At 70.4% G+C, this 13,038-nt stretch carries 14 protein-coding genes; 7 read left to right on the plus strand and 7 right to left on the minus strand.

What is annotated here, in order from left to right:
* Window positions 1-454 precede the first annotated feature (454 nt).
* Genes OG584_RS12640 through OG584_RS12650 form a run of 3 tightly spaced genes read left to right on the plus strand, consistent with a single transcriptional unit; the run spans window position 455 to window position 1,997 of the window.
* The gene (locus tag OG584_RS12640; RefSeq protein WP_405777949.1) at window positions 455-862 is read left to right on the plus strand and encodes a hypothetical protein; all 408 of its coding nucleotides are present in this window, start codon (window positions 455-457) and stop codon (window positions 860-862) included.
* 5 nt (window positions 863-867) lie between these two features.
* A complete protein-coding gene (locus OG584_RS12645) occupies window positions 868-1,281 on the plus strand; it encodes a thiol-disulfide oxidoreductase DCC family protein (RefSeq protein WP_405777950.1) in 414 nt (137 codons plus the stop codon).
* Window positions 1,282-1,292: 11 nt separating this feature from the next.
* Window positions 1,293-1,997 (plus strand): TetR family transcriptional regulator, encoded by a 705-nt coding sequence (locus OG584_RS12650; protein ID WP_405777951.1) that lies wholly within the window; start codon window positions 1,293-1,295, stop codon window positions 1,995-1,997.
* Between the two features lie 175 nt (window positions 1,998-2,172).
* Here the strand turns inward: OG584_RS12650 and OG584_RS12655 are convergent, their stop codons facing one another.
* Window positions 2,173-3,729, minus strand: a complete 1,557-nt coding sequence (locus OG584_RS12655) for an ABC transporter substrate-binding protein (protein WP_405777952.1) — start codon at window positions 3,727-3,729, stop codon at window positions 2,173-2,175.
* Between the two features lie 555 nt (window positions 3,730-4,284).
* On the opposite strand from OG584_RS12655, the gene OG584_RS12660 reads away from it, so the two are divergent.
* Together OG584_RS12660 and OG584_RS12665 are read left to right on the plus strand one after the other, a co-directional pair.
* Entirely contained in the window at window positions 4,285-4,527 is a 243-nt protein-coding gene (locus OG584_RS12660) for an SCO4848 family membrane protein (RefSeq protein WP_405777953.1), read from the plus strand.
* A 61-nt stretch (window positions 4,528-4,588) separates the two neighbouring features.
* Window positions 4,589-5,905 carry a D-alanyl-D-alanine carboxypeptidase family protein gene (locus OG584_RS12665; protein ID WP_405777954.1) on the plus strand — a complete coding sequence of 439 codons (1,317 nt, stop codon included), beginning with the start codon at window positions 4,589-4,591 and terminating at the stop codon, window positions 5,903-5,905.
* Here the strand turns inward: OG584_RS12665 and OG584_RS12670 are convergent.
* From OG584_RS12670 to OG584_RS12685, 4 genes are all read right to left on the minus strand, one after another.
* Window positions 5,808-6,767, minus strand: coding sequence for a YihY/virulence factor BrkB family protein (locus tag OG584_RS12670; RefSeq protein ID WP_405777955.1), 960 nt, complete (start codon window positions 6,765-6,767; stop codon window positions 5,808-5,810). The genes OG584_RS12665 and OG584_RS12670 overlap by 98 nt on opposite strands.
* On the minus strand, window positions 6,755-7,177 hold the full coding sequence (locus OG584_RS12675) for a GtrA family protein (protein ID WP_405777956.1): 423 nt from the start codon (window positions 7,175-7,177) through the stop codon (window positions 6,755-6,757). Before OG584_RS12675 ends, OG584_RS12670 begins: the two co-directional genes overlap by 13 nt.
* A gap of 86 nt (window positions 7,178-7,263) precedes the next feature.
* Window positions 7,264-8,265: a decaprenyl-phosphate phosphoribosyltransferase gene (locus tag OG584_RS12680; protein WP_405777957.1), complete on the minus strand. Its 1,002-nt coding sequence runs from the start codon at window positions 8,263-8,265 to the stop codon at window positions 7,264-7,266.
* Window positions 8,249-8,737, minus strand: coding sequence for a phosphatase PAP2 family protein (locus OG584_RS12685; protein WP_405784020.1), 489 nt, complete (start codon window positions 8,735-8,737; stop codon window positions 8,249-8,251). The genes OG584_RS12680 and OG584_RS12685 overlap by 17 nt, the downstream gene beginning before the upstream one ends.
* Before the next feature lie 268 nt (window positions 8,738-9,005).
* Here OG584_RS12685 and OG584_RS12690 point away from each other — a divergent pair, with 268 nt between their 5' ends.
* Together OG584_RS12690 and OG584_RS12695 are read left to right on the plus strand one after the other, a co-directional pair.
* Window positions 9,006-10,352, plus strand: coding sequence for an FAD-binding protein (locus tag OG584_RS12690; RefSeq protein WP_405784022.1), 1,347 nt, complete (start codon window positions 9,006-9,008; stop codon window positions 10,350-10,352).
* 150 nt (window positions 10,353-10,502) lie between these two features.
* Window positions 10,503-11,258: a decaprenylphospho-beta-D-erythro-pentofuranosid-2-ulose 2-reductase gene (locus OG584_RS12695; protein WP_405777958.1), complete on the plus strand. Its 756-nt coding sequence runs from the start codon at window positions 10,503-10,505 to the stop codon at window positions 11,256-11,258.
* A 61-nt stretch (window positions 11,259-11,319) separates the two neighbouring features.
* Here OG584_RS12695 and OG584_RS12700 read toward each other — a convergent pair whose 3' ends face one another.
* Both OG584_RS12700 and trpS read right to left on the minus strand, forming a co-directional pair.
* Window positions 11,320-11,907 carry a 2'-5' RNA ligase family protein gene (locus OG584_RS12700; protein ID WP_405777959.1) on the minus strand — a complete coding sequence of 196 codons (588 nt, stop codon included), beginning with the start codon at window positions 11,905-11,907 and terminating at the stop codon, window positions 11,320-11,322.
* 110 nt (window positions 11,908-12,017) lie between these two features.
* Window positions 12,018-13,031 (minus strand): tryptophan--tRNA ligase, encoded by a 1,014-nt coding sequence (trpS, locus tag OG584_RS12705; RefSeq protein ID WP_405777960.1) that lies wholly within the window; start codon window positions 13,029-13,031, stop codon window positions 12,018-12,020.
* Window positions 13,032-13,038 lie beyond the last annotated feature (7 nt).

The raw sequence follows: 13,038 nt of genomic DNA on the forward strand, positions 1-13,038 counted from the left end.
GCTGTGCCGGGTTTCTGTGTCGTACAGGGCAGAGAAACGGGGACCACCGGGACGAGCGACCAGAATCCCTACGCGCAGGACGGCGCCACGAGTGGGGTCCGCAGCGGCCGCCCCTCCCCCGCCGGGCTACGGCCGCCCCGGCTCCGCCCCCGGGTACGGCTGCCCGGCAACCGGGCCCCGGACGTTCCCGCACGTGCGGGGTCTGCTCACCTACGCCGGTCACTGAGCGCCCTGCAGGGCGAGCGCCGGGCCGTACCGCCCCGCGGGCCCACCCCGTACCACCCAGAGGCCGCCCGGCCCGCACCGGGCGGCCTCTGCCATGTCCTGTCCTGCGGGCCGGAGTTGAACAGCATCCCTCCGAACCGAAGCAGCACACCCCTGTGTTGAACATGTTCAAGAGAAGGTCTACAGTCCAGGACATCAGCTTTTGAACACGTTCAAAGGAGCGTGGGGCATGGACCTCACAGTTGTCACGTACGTCATCTACCTGGTGATCAGCGTCGCGCTGACCGTCTGGGTGGCCCGGACACTCAGCCACCACGGGCGGGTCTTCCTCGCCGATGTACTGAAGGGGAACGAGAAGCTCGCCGAGGCCGTCAACCACCTTCTGGTGGTGGGGTTCTACCTGGTGAACCTGGGATTCGTGGCCCTGTACCTCCAGGACGGCAGCACCGTCACCGACGCCCGGGGTGTCTTCGACGCGCTGTCGACGAAGCTCGGCGTGGTGCTGCTCGTCCTCGGCGGAATGCACCTCGGCAACGTCTACGCACTCAACAAGTTCCGCCGGCGCGGCATCATGGACCGCGAGCAGACGCCGCCGGTGCCGCCGCAGGGCTGGCTCACGCCGGGCGCCGGGGCCTGACGGCGATGAGCCACCCAGCTCTCCACTCCGGTGACACCGCAGTCAGGAAACTCACCGTGCTGTACGACGCGCAGTGCCCGCTCTGCGTCCACCTGCGGCACTGGCTGCGCGGGCAGCGCCAGCTCGTCCCGCTCGATCTGGTGCCCGCCGCGTCGGCCGCGGCCAGGGAGCGGTACCCCGGGCTCGACCACCACAGCACCCTGCGGGAGATCACGGTCATCGGCGACCGGGGACAGATCTACCGGGGGCCCGCCGCGTGGATCGTCTGCCTGTGGGCGCTCGCCGCCCACCGGCCCAAGGCCCACTGGCTGGCCACCCCGGCGGGCGCGCCCTTCGTCAGGGTCGCGATGCTCACCGCCGCCAAGTACCGCGATGTCACAGCGCCGCCCTGCGGCGAGCGGTGCGCGGTCCCCGGTTAGGCTCGGGCACCGTGACTGATGCGAAGCCCCCCAAGAGCGAGCAGACCCGGACGCTCATCCTCGAAACCGCGCTCCGGCTCTTCCAGGAGCGCGGTTACGACAAGACGACGATGCGGGTCATCGCGCGGGAGGCCGGGGTCTCCGTCGGGAACGCGTACTACTACTTCTCCGGCAAGGAACACCTGATCCAGGGGTTCTACGACCGTATCGGCGCGGAGCACCGGGCTGCGGTGCGGGACGTACTCGATCACGAGACGGATCTGGAGACGAGGCTCGCCGGGGTACTGACGGCCTGGCTCGATGTCGCGGCGCCGTACCACGAGTTCGCCGCCCAGTTCTTCAAGAACGCGGCCGACCCGGAGAGCCCGCTGAGCCCCTTCTCGGCCGAGTCGGAGTCCGCCCGCGAGCTGGCCATCTCCATCCACCGGGAAGTACTCACCGGCGCCAGGGCGAAGATCCCCGGCGATCTGGCCGACGTACTGCCGGAGTTGATGTGGCTCTCCCAGATGGGGCTGGTCCTGTACTGGGTCTTCGACCGGTCACCGGAGCGCGAGCGGAGCAGGCGGCTCGCGGCACGCGGGGCGCGGCTCACCACCCGGGGCATCGCACTGGCCCGTTTCCGGGTGCTGCGCCCGCTCGTCCACGAGGTGCACGAGCTGTTCACCGACTTCCTGCCGGGGATGGCGGAAACGGCGACCGCGCGCAAACGGACCTGACCCCGGGGGCCGCGGCACCAAGGGGTCCTTGCACTGTGAGCGTCACGCGAGGGCCCCTGAGGGGTCCTCGCACCATGAGCGTCCGACGAGGTCGCATGGCCCGGTGCCGTGTATCGCGAGGCGCCGGAGAGTCCAGGTAGCTCCGCGACCCGGGGCGGGCACAGTGCGGGGACCCCTAAAGCCAGCCGAGCTCCCAGATGCGCCAGACACCCGTCCCGTCGGAGAGGTACTGCCCGCCCGACACGTCGTTGCTGGACAGTACGTAGTCCTTGCGCTGCCAGAGCGGGACCAGTGGCACATCGTCCGCGACGTCGTCCTGTATCGCCTTGAAGTCGTCCGAGGTCCGGCCACGGTCGGTGTACTGCTGGGTGCGGGCGATCAGCCGGTTGACGTCCTTGCTGTCGTAGCCGTTGTAGAGGCTGTTGCCTGCGCCCACGAGCGGCTGCGTGTAGTTGTCGGCGTCCGGGTAGTCCGCGATCCAGCCGACGGCGTACGCGTCGTACTTGCCGAGCCGGTAGTCGTCCTGGAACTTCTTCCAGTCGGTCATCCCGTCGAGCTGGACCTTGAAGAGGCCGCCCTTCTCCAGCTGCTTCTTCAGCGTCCGGGCCTCGTCGTCGGTGACGCTCGTGCTGGAGTACGCGTAGGTGAACTTCACCGGGGTCTGCACACCGGCCTGCTGGAGCAGCCGCCCGGCCGCCGCGACGTCGACCTTCGGGTAGGCGTCGAAGAAGGCGGTGGTGTGACCGGTGAAGCCCTGCGGGATCAGCGAGTAGAGCGGCTCGACCGTACCGCTGTAGACCTTCTCCGACAGCTGCGCGCGGTCGACCAGCTCGGCCGCCGCCCGGCGCACCTTGGTGTCCGCGAGGGCCGAACCCTTGCGGACGTTGAAGACCAGGTTGCGGATCTCGCTGCCGGTCGCCTCGTTGACGTGCGCGTCGGGGTCACTGGGTGAGAGCTTCGCCAGCGTCGCGGGTGTCATCACCCGGTGCGCGACGTCGATGTCCTTGTGCTTCCACGCGGCGTCGAGCTGGGCCGGCTGCTTGAAGTAGCGGACCTCGACCGGGACCCCGGTCTTCTTGATGACGCCCTTGTACTTCGGGTTCGGCTCCAGGCGGGCGCTGACGCCGCTCTTGTAGGACTTCAGCACGTACGGGCCGGAACCCACGACCGTGTTGCCTCTGCGCCCCTTGTTCTGCGGGTACGCGGTGTGGTCGACGATCGCGCCACCGCCCGTCGCGATCTTCGAAGCGAAGGTGGCGTCACGGGACTTGAGGTGGAAGATGACCTTGTTGCCGGACACATCGACGTTCTTGAGCGTCGGGTACAGCGGCGCGGGGCCGTTTCCGTCCTTCATGTGCAGGACCCGGTTGAAGGAGAATGCGGCGTCCTCGGCCGTGACCTCGTGGCCATTCGAGAATGTCAGGCCGTCACGCATGGTGCAGGAGAATGTACGCAACGCGTCGTCGGTGAATTCACAGCTGCTCGCCGCATCGGGGACCGGGGTGGCCGAGCCGACATTGAAAGACATCAACGACTGGTACAGCGAGCTGTAGAGGGCCCACGAGCCGGCGTCGTACGCCTCTGCCGGATCCAGGGAGGTGACGACGTCAGTCGTCCCGATGATGATCGGGTCCTTCTTTCCGCCGTCGTCGGGAAGCAACTGCCAAGCGCCGATACCGGCACACGCCAGGACGACGCATATGGCGAGAATCCGCATTCGGATCGAACGCATTGTGCTGTTCCCCTCAACCCACCCTGTGGACGCGCCGACCGTCACGCGTCAGACCCAAGTCGGCGCCAACCCAACCACACGAAATTCACATCTGGAAGAGAAAATCTTCACGTGAGGCCAAGTCGTTAGGCAACCTTCATGAGTGGATCGGCGACGGACCTGACGGGCCTGCGACGTGGCGCCTCCGCCCTCCGTGCCGGTTCCGCCGGTACCCGATCCGCCTGCAGCGAGGGCTACTTGGAGGGCGGCCCTCAGGTCCTGACCGGCCGGCCTTCGTGCGCCCGCCGCGCCCTCGGCACCGGGCGGCCGGGGCGGGCCAGGAGCGCGCGGGGAATCGCCCCCACCGGTTTTTCTGGTCCTGCTGTCCGGCCGGTGACGGTGATCGCGGTGTTCACCGCGACGGTGAACACCTGACGCACGGGAACGCCACCTGCCGAAGCCGCCCCGGCCCGCCGGTGTGGCCGACCGCACAGGGGCACCCCCCTTCGCGGGCCACGCGGGCAGGGGTCACATACTGGCAGGAACGCCCGCCCCGGCCCCGAAGGACGACGACCCGTGAAGCTCAGCCGCACCGCCTCCTGGTTCCTCGCAGCGTTCGGCGTGTGGTCGTGGGTGGTCTGGGTGACCTTCGCGAAGAACCTCTTCGAGGACGCGAGCGGGCTCGCGTTCGACGGCGGCAGGCCCACCGCCTATCTGTGGATCCATCTCGCCCTCTCCATCGTCTCGTTCATCCTGGGCACGGTGATCGGCGTGATCGGTCTCCGGGGCGTCCGCGCCCACCGCCGCGCCGCCGGGTAGCGGTGGACGAAGGCGCCCCCGAGGTGTCGGGGCGCCGCGCACTGCCTGTACTTTCACCACCGTGCCTGCCGTTGAGAAGACCGCGATAAGGACCGCGCTGGCGGTCACCGCCGCCGCGCTGCTGCCCGCCCTCTGTGCCGTGCCCGCTTCGGCCGCGACCGTCACCGGTCCGAAACCGTCCGCGCCGAAGTCCTCCGCCACGGCGTCGCCGGGCTCCGCGAAGACTTCACGGTCACAGGTCGGCGGCGCCCGCCTCGGGCGGACGGGCACCCAGGTACAGCTCGGCTCCGGCGCACCGGTGCTGCCGAAGGACCTCTCCGGCGAGTCCTGGATCGTCGCCGACGCCGAGTCCGGTGACGTACTCGCCTCGCACGACGCGCACCGGCGGCTGGCCCCCGCGTCCACCCTCAAGATGCTGCTCGCGGACACCCTCCTGCCGGAGTTCCCGCCCACGCAGACCCACAAGGTGCTGCCGTCCGACCTCGCCGGCATGGGTGAGGGCAGCAGCCTGGTCGGCATCAAGGAGAACCTCACCTACACGGTCCACGACCTGTGGCTCGGGGTCTTCCTGCGCTCGGGGAACGACGCGGTGCATGTGCTGGCCGCGATGAACCATGGCGTACCGAAGACCGTCCGCGACATGCAGGCGCACGCCGACGACCTCCAGGCGCTGGACACCCACGTCGTCTCACCGGACGGCTACGACGCACCGGGGCAGGTCTCCAGTGCGTACGACCTGACGCTCTTCGCCCGCAGCGGCCTGCAGAAGAAGGACTTCCGGGAGTACTGCTCGACGGCCACCGCGCAGTTCCCCGGCGTGAAGAAGAAGGGCAAGAAGCGCGAGACCTTCGGGATCCAGAACACCAACCGCCTGCTGACCGGCGCCGACGGCGTCACCCAGTACAAGGGGATAGCGGGCGTGAAGAACGGCAACACCACGCACGCCGGGGCCACCTACACCGCGGTCGCCGAGCGCGACGGCCACGTGCTCCTCGTCACCGTCATGAAGCCCAGCTCGGCCGAGAGCCAGGCCGTGTACAAGGAGGCGGCGCGGCTGCTCGACTGGGGCTTCGCCTCGGAGGGCAAGGTCACGCCGGTCGGTGAGCTGGTCGCGCCGGGGAGCAGCGCCGCCGCGGGGCGCTCCGGAGGTACGGCGAAGAACGGCGGAGCCGCGCACGAGGGCAAGGGCGGTACCCGGGGAGCCGGGACCGGTCACAGTTCCGGGCCTGCCGCCGCGTCGGAGAAGGGCCGCTCCAGCGGGGTGGGCACCGCCCTGGCGATCAGTGCAGGGGTGTTGCTCCTGTTGGCGGGCGCGGTGTTCCTGGTGAACCGGCGCTGGCCGCTGCCGGATCTGGTACGACGTTTTCCACGTCGCTGATCTCCTCGTCGTCGGAGTGCCCCGTCGCGGTCCAGGCGGCGCAGTAGAGGAGCAGCTTCACCGTGAAGCTGATCCACAGCAGCAGGGCGATGGGGACGCCGAAGGCGCCGTACATGCTCTTCGACGCGACGCCCCGCATATAGCCGCTGAGCAGCAGCTTGAGCAGTTCGAAGCCGAAGGCGCCGATGAGTCCGGCGGTGACCAGTCTGCGCCGGGGAGGTTCCACGCCGGGCAGCAGGGTCAGCACGTACAGCAGCACCAGGAAGTCGGCGAGTACGGCGAGCGCGAACGCCACGCCCTGGAGGAGCGCACTGCCCCAGCCGGTGTTCGCGAGGCCGATCCGGTGGGCCGTCCAGCTGACCGCGCTGGATCCGACGGCCGAAGCGCCGAAGGAGACGAGGACCGCCCCGCCCATCCCGAGGAGGATGCCGCCGTCCTTGAGCTTGCGCACGACGGCGTTGCCCTCGTCGGCGTTGTCGATCTCCCACACCGCACGCAGGCAGTCGCGCATCGAGCCGACCCAGCCGATGCCGGTGAAGAGCAGCAGCGCCCCGGCGACGACCCCGACCGTGCCCGCGTTCTGCACGAGTGTGTCGAGGTCCAGCTGGTCGGAGATGCCGGGCACCTGCCGGGCGAGCGAGTGCTGCATGGTGTGCAGCTGGGCGGGGCTGAGCAGGGTGGCGCCGATCGCGGCGCCGACGGTGATCAGTGGGAAGAGTGCCAGGAAACTGACGAAGGTGATCGCGGCGGCGAGCCTCGTCCAGTGGGCCCGGTCGAGGGTCTCGTACGAGCGCCAGGCATGCGTACGCATGAGCCGGGCCACCCAGGGGCCGATTACGGGGAGCTTCGTCAGCCAGTCCATGACGTACGCCTACCCTCACCACCGAATACCAGCGTTCTTGTCCCCCAGAAGCGCAGGCCGGTGGCGAGCGCCATGCCGACGCCCGCGCCGGACAGGGTGTCCGCGCGCGGGGATGTGAGGCCCAGACCGTAGTGCGACACGGTGAGGCACAGCAGCTGGAGGGCGGCGCCCGCGATGTTCACCCCGAAGAAGACGGTGTACTCGCGCCAGCCGACCCGCCGCCCCCGGTACGTACCGAAGGCGTTTCCCAGGTACGCGACCGTGCAGCCGGCGAGGAACGACACCGCCTTGGCGGTGATCGGGTCCCACCCCGCGCTGCCCCGCAGCCAGATGAAGAAGCCGAGGTCCGCGGCGTACGCGCAGCTCCCGGCGAGCGCGAAGCCCGCGATCTCGCGGCGGCTGATGGTCATGGCTCTGCCCTCACGTATCGCGCTCCCCTCGGCACCTGCCGCGGGTCACCGCCGGCCCGCCCTTCCGTTCGCGCCCGTCCCGCCCGTCACAGCTCGGCGACGGTGAGCGCGTACATGGCGATCCAGACGACTCCGATCACGGCGAGCGCGCGGTCGCCCAGGATGACGTCCTCCGGGGCTCCCGCTGTGCCGCGGTCGGCGAAGACGGCGTACCGCAGGATGGACAGGATGAAGGGGACCATGGACAGCTGGCGCCAGGGCAGCAGTCCGCTGTCGGGCGGCCCGCTGCTCTCCATGGCCCAGAGGCAGTAGGCGAGCACGGCGACACCGGCCGCGAGTTGCCAGACGAAGCGCAGATACCCGGTGGTGTACTGGGAGAGCAGTGCGCGGGTCCGTCCGTCGCCCTCCGTCTGCACGGCCTCGGAGTAACGCTTCGCGGCGACCATGAAGAGGGCGCCGAACCCGGCGGTGATGAGGAACCAGCGTGAGAGCGGGATGCCGAGTGCCACTCCGCCGATCATCGCGCGCATGAGGAACCCGGTGGTCACCACGGTCAGATCGACGACCAGCACATGCTTCAGGCTGACGCAGTAGGCGAGTTGCATGGTGATGTACGCGGAGAGCAGCGCGGCTGTCATGTCGTTGCAGAGGACGACGGCCGCCGCGGTGGCCGCCACGGCGAGCAGCGCCCCCGCGGTGTACGCGGCGGGTACGGACACCTGCCCTGCCGCCACCGGCCGCCGGCATTTGACGGGGTGGGCCCGGTCGGCCTCGGCGTCCCTGGCGTCGTTGATCAGATACACGGCGGAAGCGGATGCCGTGAACAGCACGAATATGAGAGCCAGTTGGGCGGACGCGCCGCGCGAGAGCGGCTCGCCGGCCGCGGCGGGCGCCGCGACGACCAGGACGTTCTTGACCCACTGCCGGGGGCGGGCGGTCCTGAGCAGCCCCAGTGGCAGCCCGAGCGCCCTGTGCCGACCGGCGGGCGCGGCGAGTGGCGGGGGCCTCGGCGGGCCTTCGACCGTGGCTCCGCGCTCGGCGAGCGCGGGGAGCTGAGTGATCCTGGGGGCGTCAGAGAGTTCGGACATGAGCGCCTCGCATCCATTGCGCGCCGAGCCCGGCGGTGACCCCGCCGAGCAGGGCGCCTGCGGCGACATCGGTCGGGTAGTGCACGCCGACGACCAGCCGGGACACGCACATCGCGGTGGCGAGCGGCGGTACGAGCCGGTGGCCCGCGGGGCGCAGTGCGCCGAAGGCGACCGCGGCCGCCACCGCGGACGAGGCGTGCGAGCTGGGGAAGGAGTGGCGCCCCGCGGTGCGTACGAGGGGCAGCCGGGCGGCGAGGCTGGGGCGGGGGCGGCGGACCACCCGTTTGACGACCATGCTGGCCAGATGGGCCGTGCCGATCAGCACGGTGGCCCGCAGCCAGGCGGTGCGGCGGTCACGGTCGGCGACCGCGCCGGCGAGGCCGCCGGCGATCCAGAGCGCGCCGTGCTCACCGCAGAGGGAGAGGGCGCGCGCGGCGGCGCCGACCCGCGGATCCGTACCGCAGTCACGCATCGCCGACAGAAGTCGGCGATCGGCTTCTATGGACCGCACACGCTCACCCCTTTCCCGACGGCGGAAGGCTCTTATATGACATTGCCCAATAATCACGGCCATACTGGTTGACACTCCCTCAATCACCCATTTCCCCGCGTATTCGGGCGATACGGTCTACTCCATGTCTGCCGAAACCACCGCGTCCATGCCCGGCACCGCCCCCGTGAGCACGGTGCGCGCCACGAGCCCGGAGCGCCCCGTGAGTCCCGCGCGCTCCGTGCCCGCCATGAGTTCCGTGCGCTCGGTGAGCGGCTGGGGCCGCACCGCGCCGTCGACATCGCTGCTGGTCCGCCCGCGTACGTACGAGGAGGCGGCGGCAGCGGTGCTCGGCTGCGGGGCGCGCGGCTCGATCGCCCGCGGTCTGGGCCGGGCCTACGGTGACGCCGCGCAGAACGCGGGGGGCGCCGTGCTCGACATGACCGGGCTCGACCGGATCCACTCGGTCGACGCCGACGCCGGAACCGTGGTCTGTGACGCGGGGGTGAGCCTGCACCGGCTGATGGAGGTGCTGCTGCCGCTCGGGTGGTTCGTACCGGTGACACCGGGCACCAGGTACGTCACGGTGGGCGGCGCGATCGGCGCGGACATCCACGGCAAGAACCACCACGTGTCGGGCTCCTTCTCCCGGCACGTGCGCTCGCTGGACCTGCTGACGGCGGACGGCACGGTGCACACGGCCGCCCCGGGGTCCGCGCTCTTCGACGCGACCGCCGGGGGGATGGGACTGACCGGCGTCATCCTCACCGCGACGGTCCAACTCCTTCCGGTGCGGACGTCCCTGATGTCGGTGGACACCGAGCGGGCCACGGACCTCGACGACCTGATGGCCCGGCTCACGGCCACCGACCACCGCTACCGCTACTCGGTGGCCTGGATCGACCTGCTGGCGCGGGGCGCTGCCACCGGACGCTCGGTACTCACCCGCGGCGACCACGCACCCCTGGACGCGCTCCCGGCACGCGCCCGGCGTGCGCCGCTGTCCTTCCGGACCGCCACGCTCCCCGCGCCCCCGCCGTTCATTCCGGAGGGGCTGCTCAGCCGCGCCTCCGTCTCGCTCTTCAACGAACTCTGGTACCGCAGGGCACCGCGTCTTCGGACCGGCGAGATCCAGCGGCTCCCTGCCTTCTTCCACCCCCTCGACGCGGTCCCGCACTGGAACCGGATCTACGGGCGCGGCGGCTTCGTCCAGTACCAGTTCGTCGTCGGGTACGGGCAGGAGGAGACGCTGCGCCGGATCGTGGGACGCATCTCCCGGCGCCGCTGCCCCTCGTTCCTGGCGGTCCTGAAGCGCTTCGGCGAAGCCGATCCCGGCTGGCTCTCGTTTCCGGTGCCCGGATGGACGCTCGCCCTCGACATCCCGGCGACCCTCAGCGGACTCGGGGCGTTCCTCGACGAGCTGGACGAAGAGGTGGCGGGGGCCGGTGGCCGTGTCTACCTGGCGAAGGACTCCCGGCTGCGCCCCGATCTGCTGGCCGCGATGTACCCGCGGCTGGCCGACTTCCGGGCGCTGCGCGCCGAACTGGACCCGGGTGCCGTGTTCACATCCGACCTCTCCCGCCGGCTCGGCCTCTGACAGCGGTCCGTCTCCGGATCCGGCTCCGGCCCCGGCCCCGGCTCCGAAGGCCAGGCCCGCCCCGCCCGGAACCCCGGAACACACCACCGCACCCCGGCCAGCAGGCCCCCGATCCCGACCCCCGACCCCCGACCGCGAGGAAACAGCCCCATGAAAGACGCCTTCGGTGCCCCCCAGTCCCTGCTGATCCTCGGCGGTACGTCCGAGATCGCCCTGGCCACGGCCCGCCGCCTGGTGACCCGCCGGACCAGGACGGTCTGGCTTGCCGGGCGCCCCTCCCCCGCCCTCGACTCGGCCGCCGCCCACCTGCGTACGCTAGGCGCCGACGTCCGCACGGCCGCCTTCGACGCGCTCGACCCCGGCTCCCACGAGGAGGTGCTGGGGAAGGTCTTCGCGGAGGGCGACATCGACATGGTGCTGCTGGCCTTCGGCGTACTGGGCGACCAGGCCCGTGACGAGAGCGCCCCGCTGTCGGCCGTCCGGGTCGCGCAGACCAACTACACCGGTGCGGTCTCAGCGGGCCTGATCTGCGCCAAGTCCCTCCAGACGCAGGGCCACGGCTCGATGGTCGTGCTCTCGTCGGTGGCGGGCGAACGGGCCCGCCGGGCCAACTTCATCTACGGATCGAGCAAGGCGGGCCTGGACGCCTTCGCCCAGGGGCTCGGCGACGCGCTCCACGGGACGGGTGTGCACGTGATGGTCGTCCGCCCCGGCTTCGTACGCTCGAAGATGACGGCGGGTCTTGAGGAGGCCCCCATGGCCACCACGCCGGAGGCGGTCGCGCTGGCCATCGAGACCGGTCTGCGGCGCCGGTCGGAGACCGTCTGGGTCCCGGGCACCCTGCGGGTGGTGATGTCGGCGCTGCGGCACGTCCCGAGGCCACTGTTCAGGCGGCTGCCGGTCTAGCGGACGCCTCGCGGCCCCGGCCGGAAGGTTCCGGCGGGGCCGCGGGCCGGCCCTGCGGGCCCTACGGCAGGGACGGGGCCGCGGGCGCTTCGCGCGACACGCTGGGGCCGGGAACGACGCCGCCCCCGCCGCCGAACGCGTACTCGCGCAGCTTCCGCCACACCGCGTCCGGCCCCTGCTCGTACAGCGCGAAGGAGCCGCAGGTCCACGTCGCCTCGAAGGCGGACAGCGCCTCGTACGCCCGGTCCATCTCCTCGTCGGAGATGGCATGGGCAACCGTCACATGCGGGTGGTACGGGAACTGGAGCTCGCGCACCAGCGGCCCCGACGGGTCCCTGATCTGCTGCTGAAGCCAGGAGCAGGCCGAACCGCCCGTCACCACCTGCACGAAGACGACCGGCGAGAGCGGCCGGAACGTTCCCGTGCCGTACAGCCGCATCGGGAACGCCCGGTTCGCCGCCGCGACCGATGAGAGGTGCGCCTCGATCGCGGGCAGCGAGGCCGAGTCGGCCTCTGTCGGCGGGACGAGAGTGACGTGCGTCGGGATACCGTGCGCGGCAGAGTCCCCGAAGCCCGCACGCTGCTCCTGGAGCAGGCTGCCGTACGGCTCCGGGACCGCGATCGAAACGCCGAGCGTTACGGTCCCCACGTCGTTCTCCTCCGCTGTCGGATGCTTCCGGAATCCATGCCGGACATTGCTGTGAGCAGTGTGGCGGGCCTGCCGCCGCTGTGACCAGAGTCCAAGGTCACAGGCCCGGGTCAGTGCTTGGCAGGCAGCAGACCCATGCGCTCGTACGTCTGGGCCAGGGTCTCGGCGGCGACCGTACGGGCCTTCTCCGCTCCCTTGGCGAGCAGGGAGTCCAGCGTCTCCGGGTCGTCCAGATACTCCTGTGTGCGAGCCCTGAAGGGTGTGACGAAGTCGGCGACGATCTCGGCGAGGTCGGTCTTGAGCGCGCCGTACATCTTGCCCTCGTACTGCTGCTCCAGATCGGCGATGCTCGTGCCGGTGAGCGTCGAGTTGATGGTCAGCAGATTCGAGACACCGGGCTTCGCCACCGGGTCGTAGCGGATCACCGTTTCCGTGTCGGTCACCGCGCTCTTGACCTTCTTCACCGAGACCTTGGGCTCGTCGAGCAGGCTGATCAGGCCCTTGGGCGAGGCCGCCGACTTGCTCATCTTGGCCGAGGGGTCCTGGAGGTCGTAGATCTTCGCCGTCTCCTTGAGGATGTACGGCTCCGGCACCGTGAAGGTCTCGCCGAACCGGGTGTTGAAACGGTCGGCGAGGTCGCGGGTCAGCTCGATGTGCTGGCGCTGGTCCTCGCCCACGGGGACCTGGTTGGCCTGGTAGAGCAGGATGTCGGCGACCTGCAGGATCGGGTATGTGAAGAGGCCGACGGTCGCACGGTCGGCTCCCTGCCTGGCCGACTTGTCCTTGAACTGGGTCATGCGCGAGGCCTCGCCGAACCCGGCCAGGCAGTTCATGATCCAGGCGAGCTGGGCGTGCTCGGGCACATGGCTCTGCACGAAGAGGGTGCAGCGCTCGGGGTCGATCCCGGACGCGAGCAGCTGAGCGGCCGCGAGCCGGGTGTTCGCCCGCAGCTCGGCGGGGTCCTGCGGGACGGTGATCGCGTGCAGATCGACCACCATGTAGTACGCGTCGTGCGTCTCCTGCAGGGCCACCCACTGGCGCACGGCGCCCAGGTAATTGCCGAGGTGGAACGAGCCTGACGTGGGCTGGATCCCGGAGAGCACCCGGGGACGGTCTGAGGCCATGTACAGC

This window comes from Streptomyces sp. NBC_00859 (assembly GCF_045161865.1).
Lineage (GTDB): Bacteria > Actinomycetota > Actinomycetes > Streptomycetales > Streptomycetaceae > Streptomyces.

Coding starts and splice junctions, on each gene's coding strand:
- OG584_RS12690 (WP_405784022.1), top strand. CDS start 9,006: ATGAGTTCCGTGCGCTCGGTGAGCGGCTGGGGCCGCACCGCGCCGTCG.
- OG584_RS12640 (WP_405777949.1), top strand. CDS start 455: ATGGACCTCACAGTTGTCACGTACGTCATCTACCTGGTGATCAGCGTC.
- OG584_RS12655 (WP_405777952.1), bottom strand. CDS start 3,729: ATGCGTTCGATCCGAATGCGGATTCTCGCCATATGCGTCGTCCTGGCG.
- OG584_RS12685 (WP_405784020.1), bottom strand. CDS start 8,737: ATGCGTGACTGCGGTACGGATCCGCGGGTCGGCGCCGCCGCGCGCGCC.
- trpS (WP_405777960.1), bottom strand. CDS start 13,031: ATGGCCTCAGACCGTCCCCGGGTGCTCTCCGGGATCCAGCCCACGTCA.
- OG584_RS12675 (WP_405777956.1), bottom strand. CDS start 7,177: ATGACCATCAGCCGCCGCGAGATCGCGGGCTTCGCGCTCGCCGGGAGC.
- OG584_RS12670 (WP_405777955.1), bottom strand. CDS start 6,767: ATGGACTGGCTGACGAAGCTCCCCGTAATCGGCCCCTGGGTGGCCCGG.
- OG584_RS12695 (WP_405777958.1), top strand. CDS start 10,503: ATGAAAGACGCCTTCGGTGCCCCCCAGTCCCTGCTGATCCTCGGCGGT.
- OG584_RS12645 (WP_405777950.1), top strand. CDS start 868: ATGAGCCACCCAGCTCTCCACTCCGGTGACACCGCAGTCAGGAAACTC.
- OG584_RS12680 (WP_405777957.1), bottom strand. CDS start 8,265: ATGTCCGAACTCTCTGACGCCCCCAGGATCACTCAGCTCCCCGCGCTC.